We start from the raw sequence: 18,341 nt of genomic DNA, 5'->3' as shown, positions 1-18,341 counted from the left end.
TTCTTAATTTTTGTTGTGTCCGTGTATTGTTTACTTCTTCATTCGCTTTTCTATTTCTCTTTTTTCCCAGTCATCACCAAAAAAATTAAGCAAATCAAAGGCACGAACTCCCTGCGATACAATGCCGATTCCCCAACCAAACGCTACCCACCACGCCCACATGTATTCGGGGCTTGTCACTAGGTTTACAATAAATAAAAGCCCAACAGTGACAACGTAAGATAGCAAGCTGGAGTAAAACTTTTTCAAGCGTTTCACTTTTCTTGTTACTTGTACTTCTTCTGTATGAATACCTTCGTTCGTAACTGTTTCTACGTTTGTCATGGGTGTCTCCTGCTGTAAAGTTTTAATGTCTAATTCAAACACCGCTGCTAGTGATTTGAGAGATTCCATTCCTGGTTTGCTCCCCTGCTCTATCCTTTGGATGGTTCTCACACTCAACCCACTCATTTGAGACAGTTGTTCTTGCGACCACCCTCGATCATTTCTTAGAGCTTTCAAATTCATAGCAACGCCTTGTTGATGTGACTAACTTTACCCAAATTTAGACCTGACATTGAACGACACCTTGCCGACAAACACATGACAGTCTTTATTTTTCAATAATTTAGACTAAATCATACAGATAATAAATCAAGTATCTGTTTACAAAACTTGGAAGGGAATGGGGATATAAAAAGTACAGAAGCGTCTTTTTTAAGGTCACAGTTGGTCTACTTTAATTCCATCGTTTTTAATTCTGCTTTTTTTCAAGATGGCTTGTAGGTGTTTGGCAATAAGGGGGATGTTTTGCCAAAGAACAAAATGCCCTTCATTTTGTGCCCAAAAGAGTTTTGACGTTTTTGACGGAAGTTTATTTATTGCAAAGGATGAATTACCTGGGTCGGCAATGTCATCTTCTTCACCGTGCACAATATGAATTGGCATCGTCAGTGGTTCCCAATTCTGGCTGGCGAGTTTTTTTAGTTCGTCAGACAATGACATCATTTCAATATTAGATTGGTTCCACTCATCAGGAAGCAACCATTTCGCCAGTACGGTATCTGCAATGTAGTTGTACCATTTTGGGTGCTCTAACTCTGGGTCAAATGCAGGGGCGACCAATACCATCCCGTGCACTTTTTCTGGCGCGATTAGTGCCAGTTGCAACGCAATCGGGCCACCGAGTGAATGACCAACGAGTATATTCGCTTTCTCGTTTGATAAGTAAGGGAGAATGGCTTGGGCTTGGCGTCGAATAGAAGTTTCTGGTTCAGGGTTCGATGCACCGAAACCCAACCTATCGATAGCCACTAAATCGGCTATGGATTGCAAATCAGGGAGATCTAAATACCCTAAATACCCTTCTTTGGAGCCAGGGGAGCCGTGTATAAACAAAATTTGAGCATTGGAGTCGGCATTAAGACGCTCAATCACGCCTAATGTATTTGGAATGGGATTAGGTACATCTGCTGTACGAAGCTGGGCAAACACAACTGCAGTGATAAACACAATGCTGAAAACACTGCCCCAGATTTTCATTTTCTTCTTCACTTAAACCACCAGCCGCCTTACTTATCATTGCTCTAACAGAATAGGACCAATACAAGCTGCGCATCAATATTTCGCGCAGCAAGATTTTATACCCAAGTGATCTCTAGGGTATATTTTGCTACTGGATATAAAAGAACGCTGAAAACCTGAGTTTATTTCAGCTCATCGAGCTTAAAAAGATCTAGCCCGTGATTTAAAGGCTTTTCACCCAATTCTTCCGCCATTCTGGTGCGTCGTAATCATCGGGCCAATATTCTGTTTGCTTGGTAATTTTTCCGTTGAACACGGTGTGGAACGTCACCGCTTTTGCCACTTCTTTTCCATCCGTCACTGTCACATCACTCACCACTTGCGTTCCATCTTCTACTAAGGTGTTAATGGTAAACGTCCATTCGCCATTAGATGGGTATTCAGAATTGATAGATGCAAAATTCTCACGTCCAGAAATCAGTTCATTGGATTGTGGCCAAGTACATTCAAAGTCTTCGCTTAACCATTGCTGCGCGACGGCATGGAAATCGTTTCCAGCCATTGCGTTCCAATAATTTGCGACAACTTGCTTAGGTGTGAGATATGAGGTTTTTTTCACGTAGATATCCTTTTTCATCGTTATTGGGAATGCTCTACTACTCACAGGCAAACAGGTTGTTATTTGTGTACCACGGTTCCCTGTTTTTGCCCTGTCTGAAATATGAGGAAAACAGCACTGCAAATAGTGCCACCAAATATCCATAAATTAGACAAAAACGAATCGAATTCGTAATGTTCGTGAGTCATGAAAGCGGAGTGCAATATGCCATGAATAACGATGAATGTTGCTATAGCCGTTTGTACTTTTTCGATCTTACTCAGAAAATAAGTGGGCAACATAAACATCATAATGAGAAAGAGAGGGATATGAGCAAGAACAAACAAGGTTTGTGCATATTCCTCCGGTATCCACACTGTGAGTGGTAAAACCAACCAAGCGTGATGCATCATGGCGTCAATTTCATGTGCCACAAAACAAAATATTCCTATAAAAAAGAGTGTGTTCTTCATTCTTTACTTAACTATCAGATTAAATCCAACGACGTACCCGAGTTTGATATTCAGGGAATGCCTGTGGGAAAAGTTCTGCCAAGAACGCTTCTTCAGGCTTAATTTGGAAACGAGTAATGTAGTTTACAAACCCAATACAAAATGAGAAAGCCAGCCAATTGTTTAAGTAGAACCCAACACCTATCAGCACCAGTAGCATACCGAGATACATTGGATTACGCGTAAATTTATACACACCAGAAGTCACCAGTGCCGTTGTTTTATCGGTTAATGTTGGATGGAAAGTAGTATGAGCCATTCGAAAAGAAATCAGTCCCAGTATGGCAGTAACGATCCCTGACAATGCAAACAGTAACGCCAAGAAAGTAAGATTAATTGAGCCACTTATTGGAACCGCAGGCAAAAGCCACATACCCATTCCACAAATGACTGCGACTATCGGAGGAGGTAACTTCACTTCTAGCGCCTGCATCGACTTCCTTATATTATTTTCAGATTAGCTCAAACTACCGCAACCTATAGATATTGAAAAGACTTTACTCAATAACATAATGGAATTTGTGCCATTTCGCATAACAATTATGATATTTTGAATAATTCGTGTTACAGGCATTAGAACGGTAAGTGTTACCCTAAATACCTCAACAGATACGATACCGGATTTCTAATTTGAAAAATTTTGATATTGCTTTCTTGCACACTTCTGCTGTTCACATTGACACTTTTAACGAGTTAATCCGGAAGCATGCTCCCAATTTAAAAACAACATATTCTGTTTGTGAGGATATTCTCAAAGAAGCAACAGTAAACGGTGTGAGTGCCAGTGTCGCCAAATCAACCGAAGTAGAAGTTCGAAAACTTGCCACGCAATCTAAACTCACTATCTGCACATGTTCGACACTGGGTGGGATCGTTGAAAAGGTCGCTCTCCTCCATGATTTAAACGCCATTCGAATTGATCGAGCCATGGCAGACGCTGCGATCAAATACGACAATGTCCTTGTTCTCGCAGCATTGGAAAGCACATTATTGCCGACTAAAGAGTTAATGAATCAGTCCTGCTATAACACTCAAGCAATGCCAAATATAGAGTATCAACTGATTCCAAATGCATGGGAATGTTTTATGGAGGGAGATTCCGAAGGCTATTCCGACCTTATTGCACGCACTCTATTAGCGAAACAAGGCCAATTCGATGCCATTGTATTGGCGCAAGCTTCTATGGCTGTCGCGCTTTCAACAAAACCCTATTCCATTCCTGTGTTAAGTAGCCCTGAATTGGGAATGGTTACCGCGATTCAAGACTACTTTAGCTAGGGTCTTTAACATTGAGAGTTGACTGATTTAAAGCTGTATTAGTACGCCATAACACCGAGTACAAATAGTGCAATTAAACTGACAGCGGTTCCCGCAAAGACAACGCTCCGCGCAATTTTCCAGTTAACGTAATAGCAAATCATATGCGCGACTCGCGATGCAAAATACACCCACGCAAACAAATTTACCCAATACGGAGTTGCTGAGGATAAAACGGCAAAGATCGTAACAAGAATAAAGATGGCGACGCTTTCGTTTGAGTTCAGAAATGCGCGATTGACTCGAAACAGCAAGTTATCGTGGTCTGATGTAATGGTATGACCGGGTTTGTGCTTTTTGACTATGCCTGTAATATCGGCGACCAAGAGTTGGAGAAATATGAGTGCGCCTGTCAATCCAAAAACCAATACTACAGATTGGTACTCAGCTATAAATGACATATGAATCTTCCTTGATATAAAATTAGTCGCTCTACCTTACTAAAGCTTCCTAAAAATACCAATTAAACCTTCTGATTCGCGTGCAATGTTGATTAATCAAAATACAACAAAGCGAAAAGCCACCCAATGCTCCCAAAACTAGCGCACAAAAAAGCCATCGCGGTGGCGATGGCTTGATACGAAACAGTTTGTAAAAAGTATACTCAATACTACTGATTAAGCCCTTCTTGGTAGTCCTCATAACTCATTCGAGAATCATCCATACAACGTTCGTACTCTAGTTTATCTGCAATACTCTGACACTGATTCTGCTGCGAAGATCTTGTACCGTAGTAACCTTGTGGTCCAGTACAGCCAGCAAGTACAACTACTGCAGTAAAGAGCGAGATTGTTGTTAAGAGCGAAGTTGTCGCTGTTTTCATTATGAGTTCCCTATTCTGTTCCAGTCCGGGAATTTAGACCGTTTCCGTAATCTTTGGTTCGTTATCTTTTACAAAACTGTACACGCGGAATGTGTAGGCTGTGATCAAAACCAATAGAACAGAACTTATTGCTCCTACAAAGAAGTCGACAACCATGTTATCTATTTCTAACACGTTCAGTAGAATTGAAATGAAATACGTTGGCATAGCCTGAAGTAACGCCACTAATAAGTAGCCGCCCAAAATTGGCCATTGATGTTCTTTCGTCGCCGCCCAGCTTGATGACAATGCTTGGGTGTACGTTTTTTTCTCTAATACACAATAAAACTCAGCCAAGCAGAGTCGACCAATTAAGTAGATACCGGGAATGATCAATAGCATCATGCCGAATAAAATGGCTATGCCCATTAAAATGTACATAACGAGAAGCCTAACAAAAGCTTGGCTACCAAAATTATAACATTGAGAAGTGGTTAACGTGGCACCGTCATAACGCGATTGGAACAATACAACCAGAGCCGCTTGGTAAAGAGGAAGGAGTACAAAAGGAATAAGACTTATCATAATTCCCTGAGCGTTGGACATATCTTCAAAGTCCACAGGATTTAAAGCATAAAACAAATCCACAATCGCGATCACAGGTATCATGATCAAAAAAACACCTTGAATATGGCGCGCGTAGTAATTCCAAGATTCTTGAATGATCTTAAAGATGTCCATCGTATTCCCTAGCAAGTTAGCCTTGCCCAAAGCCTGTTATATAAATGCAGCCTAAAAATATAGTGTTTAAGGCAATCTTTCAAACATTTGTCGGCGATAACGCTTAGCAATCTCAAGATCTTAGCCTCTTGTAACCTCTCGTTACAAGATCCTGTGTATTTGCTGATGGAATGGATGTAGCTGAAAATAAAAAAGCCCCGAGACAGGGGCAAAATACAGAGTATGGCATCAGCTTGAGTTACTCTAAAACTGTATTGGGTTACACCGTTCTAGAGCTTCCGCGACTGACTAAGGAAGTAATGGATCAGGAGTTTTCGCCAACCGAGTCTTCTGCTTTGCTTGCCGTTCGAACCGCGACGTAACAGATGACCACCATAAGTAGGGGAATGGCCGCTGCCGTCACTTCAACCCAAACGTAACCCATGAAACTTTTCGCTAAAATCAAATGACCAAATACAAGCATTAGCGCACATACGATAGCAACGATAATCAATTTAACCTCTTGTGAGGCAGAATGTTTTTTCATGGTTCGACTCCTTGGTTGGACTTACTGATTTATGCCATAGATACATCAATGCTGGGTAGAACAGATCTTGCAAAAAGAAACCGAACAGTTGAGAAAGAAAACGCCTCCGAAGAGGCGTTGCAGAAACATAGTGATTGAATTAGCGCCAAGCACCCCACTTACCTGTCGTGCCCGGTTCTTCGCCTTTTGTCCACCATTGCGCAGTCCAACTACGACCTGCATGGGATACAACCGCGCCTTTTTCATAAGCTTTGGCAGCAACCCACGCGTCATTTGCTGGAGGAGTTGGTGGCGTTGGATCTACCGCTTTAATGAGTGAGAGTTGATAAGAAGGCTCTGCATTAGGGGCATGAACTTTGTTCGCCAAAACATTGGAACTGTCATACATGTAATGGTTCATCTCAGAATGCCAGATACCAATAAACCATTTCCCTTTGTTTTGATCATTAATTTGCGCTGCAATCAAACCAGCCCAGTTCGATTGGTTGTTTGCCGTGATTGGCAATTGAATATCGTGAATCTCTTGACCAGTAGGACTAAATGTACGGAACCGTGCGGTATCCCCAACTTCTACAGAACCAAAATCAGGCGCTACAAAATAGCCAAGCTCAGTTAGGTTTCTCGTTGGAGGCGTAGGATCAACGGGACCTGGATCTGGGTTCGTACCACCGCCATTCAAACGGATATCGCTGCAGTTGTAAAAACCTTCACCGCCTGGGTCTTTACGTTGCCAACGTGTGTAAAGTACAGCATCGCCAGTTCTTCCTTCTGGAATTTTTACTGTGAGTCGATACCTTCTATCGGGCCCGAGCACAACCTTATCGTTCCTGACCAGCATATCAAGATCAGACCAAGTTAACGGCGCATCCCCAGTGTACGAAGCGTTGGATAGATAGACCTGCCAATACGATGGATCATGAGGCGTGTCAGCATAAAAGACCAGTTCAAACTCATTGTTTGCGTCAAGTTGGACAGACGTTTTTTGCCAATGCGGTGACGCCACATCTAGGCCAGCTTTCGAGTTTGCACCTGCCGAACATAAGCTACCATCTTGGATTACCGCTTTGACATGTGCCATGTCTCCGTAATTGGCAACGTTCGCAGCAATTTCGTTTCTTTGTACGAAAGGAAAGGCACCCGAAACATCGAATGCCGCCTGACACGCTTGGTTAGGAATCGCATCAACCCAAAAACCACCATCTAAATAACATGTGTTTTGTCTCGCACTCGGGAACTCAACCCACCCATGCGCGTTGGCAAGGTTAGGCACCAAAACCTGCGATAATCCTGCCAGTGCGACAGAACAAATAGCCAGTTTATTCATTATTTCTCTCCGTTTAATTTTCCTGAACATGCTCGCTTTGGCGTAAATGTCTACGCGAAGTGATCAGCGAGCAATTTCAGATTAACAAAGCGAAAATAGGTCGGAGTTGAATGCAAGTTTATAAATGAAAAGGATTTGTTAAAACGATAAAGTGATTCCATAATCAATCGAACTCATTGCAACCATTTCGGTTGTTTTGCGCTTGAATTCAAAGTGACTTTATCTGTTTTCACGCAGCATATCTGAAAGGATCGAGGCGAGGGTTTTTATTGCATTCCGTGTTGTCTCGTCCCAGTCGAAAGAGCAGTTCAAACGAATATGATAACAAAAGTGTTGGTCAGAGCTAAAAAGGGTTCCGGGAGCTATTCCAATTTTTTGTTGAAGTGCTTTTAAGTAGACTTCTTGCGCCTTTACTCTTGCAGGCAATTCTAGCCATATGAAGTACCCTCCTTTGGGTTCCGTTACTTTAATCTCACTTGGTAACCAATCTTTCAACCCTTTTAAAAAGGCGTTTTGTCGTTGTTGCAGGGTTCTTCTTAGCTTTCTTAAATGCGTGTCATACCCGCCCGATTGAAGATACTCAGCAATACCCATTTGAGTAGGAATGCTAGCCGAAAGGGTCGACATCAACTGCGCCCGTTGCAGATCCTTTGCGTACTGACGATTGGCTACCCATCCAACCCGATAGCCAGGCGCTAAACATTTGGAAAAAGAACCGCAATGCAGGACTCGATGTTCAGAATCAAAATGTTTGGCAGGCAAAGGTTTGGTTTGATCAAAATACAATTCGGAATACACATCGTCTTCAATGAGAGGAACATCATGCATCGCCAGCATACCGATTAACTGGCGCTTTTTCTCTGGAGGCAACGAATGTCCAATCGGATTCTGAAAAGAAGTCATAAACCAACAGGCTTTGATTGGTAACGTAGACAGCGCTTCTTCAAACAATTCCAAGTTAATGCCAAACTTCGGGCAACTGGGGATCTCGACAACTTTCAATTGTAGCCGTTCAATAGCTTGCAGCGCGCCATAAAAAGTAGGCGATTCAACCGCAACTAAATCTCCGGGTTTCGTCAGAACTTGTAAACTTAAGTTCAGCGCTTCCATCGCTCCGGATGTCACCACAATATCGTCCGGTACGACATGAATGCCTTCAAGGTTATATCGCTGCGCAATACAGCGCCTCAGTGCATCGTTCCCTGGTGGTAAATTAGTGACTGTAGACTGAGGGAGCATCTTTCGCCCACTGCTCGCTAGGTTTCTCGTGAGCACTTGAAATGGAAACAATTCTGGGTCTGGAAACGCACTACTTAACGGAACAATGTCGTTATCACGTGTTTGTTGAATGACATCAAACAGTAAATCGTTAATGTTCACGCTATCTGATTGGTTGACAGATTCTCGAGTGCTAGGAAGAATAGGTTCAGGCTCTATAGGTGATACTTTTCTTGGTGAGACATAGTATCCAGATTGTGGTCTAGCTGTAACCCAGCCTTGGCTTTCCAGCAGCTGATAAGATTGCATAACAGTTGAGATACTAAAACCAGATGTTTTGCATGTCGCCCGTACTGATGGCAATTTGTCTCCAGCTCGCCAAACACCACTTTCTATCTGCGTTTTTATATCTTGTGCTAACTGCTCGTATCTCGTCATTCTATTGGGGCTTCCTTGGAGCTATTGTATCGAGCTCGAATAGTAGTCTCTCTTATTCGAATTTCCATCAAAACACTGATGTTCTATTTTCTATTTGTGAAGAGACGCACCGATTAGTCAGATATGCATCTCATACAAAGAAATGGGTCTGGATAAACGCTCCGTATGAAAGATAGTGCTTCTGTAACGTAGCTAGTTGGGTATATAGTCAACAAGAAAACTTTCGTATAACGTTCACAAGACGGTTCTGGCTCAGTTTCTAGTTGTTTTAACGAATAAGTTTTTAACAAATAAGTGTTTTCGAAGAATAAAGAATAAAGTGGTTTCAAAGAAATGGAATTCAGGCATCAACATATAAACGTATCTAGTTTCAATCGTGTATTCGTCATTGGCGATATTCACGGAAAACTAGGGCATTTAAAACACACATTACAAGATATTGATTTTAATCCTGATACCGATTTACTTATCTCGGTTGGCGACCTTATTGATCGCGGTCCGCAATCGGCTGAAACTTTACGTTTTTACTCAGAAAACGACTGGTTCCTCTCCATTATCGGAAACCACGAACTGATGATGTCTAATGCGATGTCGGTTTGGGAGCTTGAAAATAAGAATAAAGATCAGAGAAGGCTATTGGAGCTCTGGTGTAAAAACGGCGGTGATTGGGCACTAGAAGAATCGGTTGATACCTTAAGGAGCCTACAGGCAATTGTCGAAGATATGCCCAGTGCCATCACTTGTGACCTCCCCGATGGAAGAAAAGTCGGCATAAGCCACGCTCAACCTCACAGCCTTGATTGGACAGAAATGCAGAACTGGCAAGGCAATATGCTAGAAAACCCTAGGTGGATTTGGGGAAGAACGCGTATAAAAGGTGAACCATCGGATCCCGTTACGAATGTAGACTTCACCATTCATGGGCACACAAGAAGTGACAAAGTTGTCCGCATCGCAAACAGCTACTTTATTGATACAGCATCGCGAAATGACTACGCCGGAGAGTTCACAATGATCGAGATACTCTCTGGTGAATTTTTCTCTGGTATCACTTTGGAAGAGTGGGAAGGATTGTAGATCAACTTACTTGATATTTAACTCATTTTTCATACTGTTCAATTTGTGTTCTTGGCATAAGCTTAATTTAAGTTGACCTAAAGGAAGCAACGCTAAAGGAATGAAGAATGAAATTAAAATATTTACTTGTGACGCTGGCTTGTACTCTATCTTTTCAGATTGCTGCTAAGCCTAGCGTTAACGATATGCAGCAATGCCAAGCTCTCATTGATTTTATTGAACAAAAACTCACCAACCCACCAGCAAAATACAAATCCGACCTTGTAGATACGGCAAAACTGGGTCTGGGGAAATACGACGATTACATTCAAAGTGACATTGTCACACCTGGGTTGGTCGAGTTTAATGGGGGTGACAAAGCAAAAGCCGCTGAGATGCAGAAACAAGTGGATGCGTTTAAGTCTTCCTTAACAAAAGCTTTAAACCAAAGATACTCTCAATCAGGGTTGTTTATGGATCAAGTCGTGGCATTAAATGAATGCACGAAGAAAGCCGTTCCTTCGGGCGAAGCATTAGACGATCTAAAGCGTTCCATGGAATCATTAATCGCCTTAGTACAAAGCTAGAGCCCTCAATAATGCCAAGTACTTATTGTGCTATGATGCCCCTTATAAAAAGGGGCGTCATAAAATTTGAATGGTCGCGTTATCAATAAAATCCCAATCCAATTCCGCACCCAACCCTGCTGTTTCTGGGAGGTTGGCGTAACCCTTTTCTATAGGTAGCACCTGTTTCAAACCAAATGAAAATGTGTCCGTCGGATACAAGAGTTCAACATACGTCGTGTTGCTGATTGCAGCCGCCACATGCATATTCACTAACTCCAATGGATGGAAAATTGTGGTGTGCAGTTCGCAATTCATATGAAACGATTCCGCTAAGTTTGCCGTTTTAAGAACTCCGGTAATACCGCCGGACCAAGATACATCTGCTCTAACTGCATCATAAACACCAACCGACAGTGCTTCCGCAACAGAATAAGGATGATGCGGCAATACCTCTGCTCCCACAATGGGAATAGACACCTTCGACTTCAGCTTTTTAAGTGCGGTAAATGACTCATCGGGCAACGGCTCTTCCAACCACGCATAGTTCAACGCTTCCAACCCTTTAGCAAACTCCACCGCCTCTAAAAGTGAATATGACGCAACCGGATCGGACATAAGTGTGAAATCTTCACCAACCGCTTCCCGAACCGCTCTGTGAATCTCCAAATCTTCACGCATGTTATTACCCGGTGGGTGAATTTTGTATGCATGATACCCAGCGTTTTTTACTTCCAGCGCTTCTTTCTCGTAATCTTCCAGTGTTGGCAGCACCAGTGACGAAGTGTAAACAGGTACGCGCTGCCTTGAACCACCGATGTAGCGCCATAAAGGCTGCCCTGCATGCTGAGCGCCTAAAAGCCATAAGCAGCAATCAAAGGGACCATAACTGTACATAGGCAAGTGATGCCACCATCGATTAAGGGTTCGGTATTCCTGCCATAGCTTTTCTCGGTCGAATGCATTTTTGCCAATTAGAAGTGTTGGCATGCTAGACGCTGCTAGATGACCCGCCCCTAATGCTGACTTTCCTGCAAAACCAAACATGGACGCATTCATCCCGCATTCGGTTTTGAGTGTCACCACAAGAAAGTTCAACGCCTCTGATTTGCCTGCTTTCTTTAGCGCGTGCGCATTCATAGCTGTGTCTGTTTGACAGCAGCGTATTTCGACCTGTTTGATGATCATGATTGTTACCGTGATAGGTTTGAGGGTTGTTACCCCGAGTTAAGGCTACTTATAAGTAATTAAGCACTCAGCATGCCCCAGCGCCTCTGACTTGGTTTGCTGACCTTGCGCAACAGAAACAACGAGGTCCGTAATCTCATTGGCTACAGAATCCAGCCCAACACCTTCCAACACTTTGCCGGCATTCACATCCATATCATTGGACATGCGGCTGTATGTTTCTGGGTTTGCACAAATTTTAATGACGGGAGAAATCGCACTTCCGACTACCGAGCCTCGCCCAGTCGTAAACAACACCATATGAGCCCCACAGGCGATCAATTCTGTGATTTCTGCATTATCAGCGATGTTAGGAAAGCCGAACCGCACTTCGCCATCAGGCACAACATCCAGTAACCAAAGCCCTTCTTGAGTAGGCAATTCCGCGGGCTTGATTATGCCTTCAATCGGGCGTGTACCACTTTTGGAATACGCCCCTAAAGACTTTTCTTCAATGGTAGATAGCCCACCGTCTGCATTACCCGGCGCAAAGCTCGCAAAACCGAGTGTGCTGTAATAGCGAGCCGCCTTATCGACTGACTCAACCAGTGCTTTTGAAATCTCAGGTGTCGCACCACGCTCGCTCATATGTGTTTCACAACCGATCAGTTCACCTGTTTCTTCAAAAATACAGGTTGCTCCCATATCCACTAATGTGTCAAAGCTTAGACCTACAGCCGGATTCGCCGTTATCCCTGACGTGCCGTCAGAGCCACCGCAAATCGTTGCAACGGAAAGCTCACTGATATCCATATTCACTTTGGTTTCAGACGCCAATATGTCCATCACGCCCGTGACCCACTCTATCCCTAAATCAATGGCGTTTTGCGTGCCACCCACCTCTTGAATACTGATGGTACGTGAGGGTCTGCCACTGGCTTTGACCAGTTTATCCAACTTCTCTCTGTTCATGCTTTCGCACCCAAGAGAAACAAATAAGACCGCGCCAACATTTGGATGCGTCGCCAACCCAGACAACACGCGCTCTGCATGAGAATTGGGGTAACACCCCGGAAAGCCGACTTCATGCACGATACCCGGCGCGATGCCTTCAAAGTGGCGAACAATTTTGCTCACCACAAAGTGGCTGCACTCGACCAAATACGCCACCATTATTTGATTACGAATCCCTTTTCGCCCATCGCTTCTTAAATAGCCTTGCAAGTGAACTTGAGGGGTAGATATGGCATCACTCATGAACATGCCCTCCTCTTTGATGCGATGGGATATATTGGCTGTGGAGGTTATGAGTATGAATCAACTCCCCCGCCTCTACATCGGCGCTGCACTGCCCAATCGGCACACCGTACTTGATGATCAATGTGCCTTTTTTGAGTGCCATTCGTGCAACCTTAAACCCTACAGGTGTCGGTTGTTTAACCTCAATGACCAGCTCGGATCCTTCCATCGATACGACTTCTTGCTGGCGCAACTCCCGACAAGCAATTAACACATTGTCGTCCTCTTTAAGCAAAATCACCGACGCCATTAGAATTTACCGTATTGCAAATAGGCTTCCTGTGCATCCATTCCATCAAGAATCGCGCTGCGCACTTTGTTCTCAACTTTAGTGGATGCATAAGCGGCTTCGGCCACTGATTTAGCAATGGATTTAGGAATGATAATGGCACCATCGTCGTCGGCGAGTAAATAATCGCCGGGAGAGATAGTGACACCACCAATTTCAATCGGAACATCGAACCCAACCGGTTTCCAGTACCCAACAACGTCTTCTGGTGTATAGAATCGGTGCCACAACTGGAAACCAATTTTTCGAATAAACCCAGTATCTCTTGCTCCGCCATCCACCAAGCAGCCCAGTACCCCCTTGTGTTGAAGTGTCTCAGCCGAAAGCTCTCCCATGTGGGCAACCTTGTTGTCATTTGGCTGACATACCCAAATATGCCTAGGTTTTGCTTTGGAGAGTAACCCCGTCCATTCCAGCAAACTCTGATGACCATCCATAGATTGATCAACTTCACCCAGAATGGTGAATACGGGTCCGGCTAAGACTTGATCCGTAATAAGGGGGCGCAATTCACGAGGCAAAACATAGTTCGTCATGCCCTCTCCTCGCATTACATCATTGACTACACCGGTATAGCAGTGTTGGAGCAACTCTGTAATTTCATCTTGTTCACTGGTATGGCTTGTCATGGTTACTCTCCGTAAGAGCTCTCAGCTAAAAGGGACTGCTCGGTTCCTTTATCAAAGAGATGAATACGATCCAGCCCGATAGCAAATTCCAAACGCTCTCCGTTTCTCACATCCCTCGGGCTTAACATTTTCGATTGAACTTCTTTCTGCCCTATTTGCACGAACAAAATGGTCTCTGTGCCTTGCGGTTCAGAAATGATCACGCTTTCATGAAATGGCGTACTTTGTGCGCCGTTTTCCATACCATGCCCTACTGGGTAGAGATCATCGGGTCGGATACCAACCACAATTTTTTGTTCATGGGTCACTTTGCCTAAAAATCGTTCCGGCAGTTCAATCTCGTGTGCACCTTCCAAATGCAACAACCACTTCCCGTTTTGCTCATACGCGATGGCGTCGATCATGTTCATAGGGGGGCTTCCGATAAAAGAAGCCACAAACATGTTCGTTGGCGCATGGAAAATCTCCATAGGCGAACCAATCTGCTCTATGTAACCATCTCGCATCACCACTACACGGTCGGCCAATGTCATGGCTTCGACCTGATCGTGAGTCACGTACACCACCGTTGTTTTAACCGTTTGGTGGAGTTTTTTAATCTCGGTACGCATCTGCACTCTCAGCTTTGCATCTAAGTTCGACAGAGGTTCATCGAACAAAAATACGTCCGGCGTGCGTACAATGGCTCGCCCCATCGCGACACGTTGACGCTGCCCACCAGAAAGCTCGGCAGGCATCCTATCCATCAAACTGTCTAGCCCTAGAATCTGGGCCGCGTTTTGTACTCGTTTTTCGATTTCAGATTCTTCTATATTGGAAATTTTCAATCCAAAACCTAAGTTCTCTTCCACCGTCATATGTGGATATAGTGCGTAGCTCTGGAACACCATGGAGATGTTTCTGTCTCTTGGCGGTAAATCGTTTACCACTCTATCTCCAATCACTACGTCACCGCTTGTGATGCCTTCTAACCCTGCGATAATTCTTAGGGTGGTCGACTTTCCGCAGCCAGACGGACCAACCAAAACCACGAATTCATTGTGTTTGATATCCAAATCGACACCGTGAACTACTTCAGTTTTGCCGTATCTTTTTACTACCTTGTTCAGCTTTACGTCAGCCATAGATGTTTATCCTTTTACACCACCAAATGTCAGCCCTGAAATCAGGTGCTTTTGAACTAAAAACGTAAGAATAAGTGCCGGAATAATGATGATTACCGCCATGGCACACATACCTGCCCAGTCAATCGTAAATTGAGCGGTAAAATCCATTAACCCAACGGGCAACGTCTTACTGTCTGTGGAACGGGTAAGCTGACTCGCCAGTGCATATTCGTTCCAAGAGGTAAGGAAGGCGAAAATACCCGCCGATGCCAAACCCGATTTTGCTAAAGGAAATTCAATTTTCCAAAACGCTTGCCAACGTGTACAACCATCGACTTGCGCGGCTTCCGATAAGTCCTTCGGTATTTGTCGGAAAAAACCATCAATCAACCAGATCGTGAAGGGCACATTCAATGCGACATACACCAAAATCACCCCAAATTGTGTGTCTATCCAACCGAGCTTACTCCACAGAATGAACACTGGCAGGCTGAGGGCGATACCGGGGATGGTTCGCGAGAGCATTAAGCCCAAAAACAGAGCGTCTTTCCCTTTAAAACGATACCGAGCAAAAGCGTATCCACCTGCAATACCAATCAAAATGGCTATAACCGTGCTGGTTACCGCTATGATCAGGGAGTTCATAAAATAGCTGCCAACCGGAATCGCGATTTGATCCACCCCAACACCTAGTATTGACATGAAGTTGGATAGCCCGAATTCTTGCGGAATCCAAACCGGAGGCTTGGCTAGGATCTCTCCATTCGGTCGAAAAGCCGAAAACATCACCCAGACACCAGGGATACACATCAAGGAAATCAGTATGAATACCCCAACTCGAACCGCCAGTTTATGAAACGTGACACGTGTTGATGCCAAAATCATTGTGCACCTCCCATGAAGCGACGAGCCGCCATTAATTTACGAAAGAAATAGAAGGTAAAAGCGATAGAAAGCAGAATCGATACGTACGCCATCGCATTGGCTTGCCCCATTTTGGCGTTGTCGTAACCGACTCGCGCAATCAACGTCCACAATAGCTCAGTTCGCCCTGCGGGACCGCCTCCTGTCATCACGTCGACAATATCGAACGCTCGCGCCACATCCAGTGAGCGAATCGTCATCGCAATAAAAATAAAGGGCATTAAAAAGGGTAACGTAATGTGCCTAAACACCTGAATGGGTGAGCATCCATCCACTTTCGCAGCTTCAATTGGGTCTTGTGGCATCGCATATAGCCCTGCCAGTAATAAGATGGCAAAGACACTGGTACTCATCCAGATTTCAGCGATCATGATGGACATCATGGCCAAAGTGCCATCCACCAGCCACGGGATCGCTTGGTCAGCCCATCCTAGTGTTTGAAGTAAGTTGTTTAAAATGCCAATGTTGTCGTTAAAAACAAATTTGAACTGGAAGCCGACCAATATTGGAGAAAACATCATCGGGAACATCATTACAGTGCGTAACAAACGCTTTCCTTTCGTGATTTGATTCACCAACAAAGCGATGACTAACCCAAGCACCAGCTCCACATTTAAAACGATGGTTAAGAAAAACACCGTTCTTGCGAACACCCACCAGAAATCTGCGTCGGAAAATATTCGGCTGTAGTTTCTCAGCCCGATAAATTTCCAAAGTGTTTCAGGTCGAGTGATTTTGTATGGCGTAAAACTTGTGTACAGAGAAAATATCAATGGTAACAAGACCACGATGAGTATAGTGACTATTGCTGGTAATAGCAGCATATAGGGGACTGACTCTTCTCGGTGTACAAAACGCCGAATTGCTCGAAACATACCTATCCTTGTATTGGTTGAAAGCATTCAAGCTGGGTGGGTTTCCCCACCCTTATATGCTTATTTCCCTACAGCCTTATAAATAACCTGCGTCTTCCATCACTTCGCGTGCACCTTCAGCAGCATCATCTAACGCTTCCTTCACGGTTTTATCGCCAACGACGGCAGCCTGAAGTTGTGGCCAAATTTGGTTAGAAACTTCGATCCATTCTGGGATCAACGGCGGTGTAAACGCATCTTCTGCCATGGACTGTTGGAAGGTTTTGAATACCTGTACCATAAAGTCGTTATTCATGGCACGATTCGCTTCAATGATGTCTTCCCATACACGTTCGCGAGTGGGTAGCAAGCCTCGACGTGCTTCGAGGATTTGACCTTCATAGCTCGTTAAGAAAGTAATGAACGATGCCGCTGCCTGTTTGTTTTCACACGCTTCTGTAATAGAAAAAGTGTGAGACCCAGACCAACCCGTGCGTTTACCGCCCGAGCCTTTAGGCGCTTTGACTAACCCTATATCGCCTGCCACTTTGGAGTTTTTAGGGTCGTTGAAAAACGCAGCCCAACCAGCCCAATCCAAATCTAATGCAACCGTGCCTGAAGCAAATCCGAGCCCAGTATCATCCCACAAGTAGTTTGGCACCCCTGCTGGAACCGCTTTGGCTTCATACAAATCCACAAACCATTGCAGCGCTCGCTGACCTGCTTCGGAGTTAAAGGTTGGATTCCAATCTTTATCAAATAACGCGCCACCTTCTGCCACCAGCATCTCGTAGAAACGACCTGTGATTGCTTCGTCTTTACCGACATACTGGGTGCCGTAGAAGTTCGGTGGATCCGCGAAGAAAATCGCCTGATCTTTCACTTGGCTCCACGTTTCAGGTGGCGTTAAGTCATAACCGTATTTGGCTTTGAACTTAGACTTGTTGTCTTCGTCTTCAAACAAAGATTTTTTGTAGTAAAGATTTGAAATATCACTGTGCCTTGGCAACTGCACCAAGCGCCCATCAATGGTTCCGTGCTCAAGCGTCAGTGCAACAAACTCATCAAGTACACTCTTGCTGATCAACTTGCTGAGATCCGTATAAATAGAGCCATACTGAGGCGCGAAACTAGTATGGTTAGACGCCACACAATAATTGATGTTGTTGGCGGCGATATCTTGTTTGATTTCGCGATCTAACTCAAAATGGTTTTTGCGTGAAAGCACTTCGACTTTCATGCCCGTTTTCTTTTCCCACTTTGGAATCAAAGTGTAGAGAGGTTCATACTGCGCGCCCCCAATGAGCTTAACGCGTAGTACCTTGTCGTCTGCGGCATTTGCAACAGAAACAGAGGCAGTTAAACAAGCCAATCCAATGGCTTTAGTTAGTGTGTTCGATCCTAATAAACGCTTCATCATGTCCTCCATGACGCCGTCCTCCCTGTATTGAGAGCCGGCTAAAGATTAGTCG

At 44.2% G+C, this 18,341-nt stretch carries 22 protein-coding genes; 3 read left to right on the top strand and 19 right to left on the bottom strand.

Going from position 1 to position 18,341, the window contains the following annotated elements:
- Positions 1-30: 30 nt before the first annotated feature.
- From Q8W40_RS04480 to Q8W40_RS04460, 5 genes are all read right to left on the bottom strand, one after another.
- A complete protein-coding gene (locus Q8W40_RS04480; protein ID WP_305396065.1) occupies positions 31-507 on the bottom strand; it encodes a helix-turn-helix domain-containing protein in 477 nt (158 codons plus the stop codon).
- Positions 508-702: 195 nt separating this feature from the next.
- Positions 703-1,533, bottom strand: coding sequence for an alpha/beta fold hydrolase (locus tag Q8W40_RS04475; RefSeq protein ID WP_305396064.1), 831 nt, complete (start codon positions 1,531-1,533; stop codon positions 703-705).
- A 193-nt stretch (positions 1,534-1,726) separates the two neighbouring features.
- A complete protein-coding gene (locus tag Q8W40_RS04470) occupies positions 1,727-2,122 on the bottom strand; it encodes a nuclear transport factor 2 family protein (RefSeq protein WP_305396063.1) in 396 nt (131 codons plus the stop codon).
- A 59-nt stretch (positions 2,123-2,181) separates the two neighbouring features.
- Positions 2,182-2,574, bottom strand: a complete 393-nt coding sequence (locus Q8W40_RS04465; protein WP_370693359.1) for a DUF6713 family protein — start codon at positions 2,572-2,574, stop codon at positions 2,182-2,184.
- A 19-nt stretch (positions 2,575-2,593) separates the two neighbouring features.
- Complete coding sequence (locus Q8W40_RS04460) at positions 2,594-3,046, bottom strand: methyltransferase family protein (RefSeq protein WP_305396061.1); 453 nt, start codon at positions 3,044-3,046, stop codon at positions 2,594-2,596.
- Between the two features lie 197 nt (positions 3,047-3,243).
- Here Q8W40_RS04460 and Q8W40_RS04455 point away from each other — a divergent pair, with 197 nt between their 5' ends.
- Positions 3,244-3,891 (top strand): amino-acid racemase, encoded by a 648-nt coding sequence (locus tag Q8W40_RS04455; RefSeq protein WP_305396060.1) that lies wholly within the window; start codon positions 3,244-3,246, stop codon positions 3,889-3,891.
- A 38-nt stretch (positions 3,892-3,929) separates the two neighbouring features.
- Here Q8W40_RS04455 and Q8W40_RS04450 read toward each other — a convergent pair whose 3' ends face one another.
- From Q8W40_RS04450 to Q8W40_RS04425, 6 genes are all read right to left on the bottom strand, one after another.
- Positions 3,930-4,331 carry an MAPEG family protein gene (locus Q8W40_RS04450; RefSeq protein WP_305396059.1) on the bottom strand — a complete coding sequence of 134 codons (402 nt, stop codon included), beginning with the start codon at positions 4,329-4,331 and terminating at the stop codon, positions 3,930-3,932.
- Between the two features lie 209 nt (positions 4,332-4,540).
- A complete protein-coding gene (locus tag Q8W40_RS04445) occupies positions 4,541-4,753 on the bottom strand; it encodes a hypothetical protein (RefSeq protein ID WP_305396058.1) in 213 nt (70 codons plus the stop codon).
- A 33-nt stretch (positions 4,754-4,786) separates the two neighbouring features.
- Positions 4,787-5,473: a hypothetical protein gene (locus Q8W40_RS04440; RefSeq protein WP_305396057.1), complete on the bottom strand. Its 687-nt coding sequence runs from the start codon at positions 5,471-5,473 to the stop codon at positions 4,787-4,789.
- Positions 5,474-5,777: 304 nt separating this feature from the next.
- Positions 5,778-5,999 (bottom strand): hypothetical protein, encoded by a 222-nt coding sequence (locus Q8W40_RS04435; protein WP_101111366.1) that lies wholly within the window; start codon positions 5,997-5,999, stop codon positions 5,778-5,780.
- 139 nt (positions 6,000-6,138) lie between these two features.
- On the bottom strand, positions 6,139-7,323 hold the full coding sequence (locus Q8W40_RS04430; RefSeq protein WP_305396056.1) for a lytic polysaccharide monooxygenase: 1,185 nt from the start codon (positions 7,321-7,323) through the stop codon (positions 6,139-6,141).
- A 219-nt stretch (positions 7,324-7,542) separates the two neighbouring features.
- A complete protein-coding gene (locus Q8W40_RS04425) occupies positions 7,543-8,979 on the bottom strand; it encodes an aminotransferase-like domain-containing protein (protein WP_305396055.1) in 1,437 nt (478 codons plus the stop codon).
- 333 nt (positions 8,980-9,312) lie between these two features.
- Between Q8W40_RS04425 and Q8W40_RS04420 the strand changes: the two genes are divergently transcribed.
- Entirely contained in the window at positions 9,313-10,056 is a 744-nt protein-coding gene (locus Q8W40_RS04420; RefSeq protein WP_305396054.1) for a metallophosphoesterase, read from the top strand.
- Positions 10,057-10,163: 107 nt separating this feature from the next.
- Positions 10,164-10,622: a hypothetical protein gene (locus Q8W40_RS04415; protein WP_305396053.1), complete on the top strand. Its 459-nt coding sequence runs from the start codon at positions 10,164-10,166 to the stop codon at positions 10,620-10,622.
- A 57-nt stretch (positions 10,623-10,679) separates the two neighbouring features.
- On the opposite strand, the gene Q8W40_RS04410 is transcribed toward Q8W40_RS04415, so the two are convergent.
- The 8 genes from Q8W40_RS04410 to Q8W40_RS04375 all read right to left on the bottom strand — a co-directional run bounded on the left by Q8W40_RS04410 (position 10,680) and on the right by Q8W40_RS04375 (position 18,286).
- On the bottom strand, positions 10,680-11,789 hold the full coding sequence (locus Q8W40_RS04410) for an enolase C-terminal domain-like protein (protein ID WP_305396052.1): 1,110 nt from the start codon (positions 11,787-11,789) through the stop codon (positions 10,680-10,682).
- 45 nt (positions 11,790-11,834) lie between these two features.
- Positions 11,835-13,025 (bottom strand): UxaA family hydrolase, encoded by a 1,191-nt coding sequence (locus Q8W40_RS04405; protein ID WP_305396051.1) that lies wholly within the window; start codon positions 13,023-13,025, stop codon positions 11,835-11,837.
- Positions 13,018-13,317, bottom strand: coding sequence for a UxaA family hydrolase (locus Q8W40_RS04400; protein ID WP_305396050.1), 300 nt, complete (start codon positions 13,315-13,317; stop codon positions 13,018-13,020). Before Q8W40_RS04400 ends, Q8W40_RS04405 begins: the two co-directional genes overlap by 8 nt.
- On the bottom strand, positions 13,317-13,985 hold the full coding sequence (locus Q8W40_RS04395; RefSeq protein WP_305396049.1) for an RraA family protein: 669 nt from the start codon (positions 13,983-13,985) through the stop codon (positions 13,317-13,319). Before Q8W40_RS04395 ends, Q8W40_RS04400 begins: the two co-directional genes overlap by 1 nt.
- A gap of 2 nt (positions 13,986-13,987) precedes the next feature.
- The gene (locus Q8W40_RS04390; RefSeq protein WP_305396048.1) at positions 13,988-15,109 is read right to left on the bottom strand and encodes an ABC transporter ATP-binding protein; all 1,122 of its coding nucleotides are present in this window, start codon (positions 15,107-15,109) and stop codon (positions 13,988-13,990) included.
- Positions 15,110-15,115: 6 nt separating this feature from the next.
- Positions 15,116-15,976 (bottom strand): carbohydrate ABC transporter permease, encoded by an 861-nt coding sequence (locus Q8W40_RS04385; protein WP_305396046.1) that lies wholly within the window; start codon positions 15,974-15,976, stop codon positions 15,116-15,118.
- Positions 15,973-16,890 carry a carbohydrate ABC transporter permease gene (locus Q8W40_RS04380; protein WP_305396045.1) on the bottom strand — a complete coding sequence of 306 codons (918 nt, stop codon included), beginning with the start codon at positions 16,888-16,890 and terminating at the stop codon, positions 15,973-15,975. Before Q8W40_RS04380 ends, Q8W40_RS04385 begins: the two co-directional genes overlap by 4 nt.
- Before the next feature lie 76 nt (positions 16,891-16,966).
- Positions 16,967-18,286 (bottom strand): ABC transporter substrate-binding protein, encoded by a 1,320-nt coding sequence (locus Q8W40_RS04375; protein ID WP_305396044.1) that lies wholly within the window; start codon positions 18,284-18,286, stop codon positions 16,967-16,969.
- Between the last annotated feature and the right edge of the window lie 55 nt (positions 18,287-18,341).

Source organism: Vibrio penaeicida, assembly GCF_030689305.1.
Lineage (GTDB): Bacteria > Pseudomonadota > Gammaproteobacteria > Enterobacterales > Vibrionaceae > Vibrio > Vibrio penaeicida_B.
This window is presented reverse-complemented; position numbering and strand designations above follow the sequence as displayed.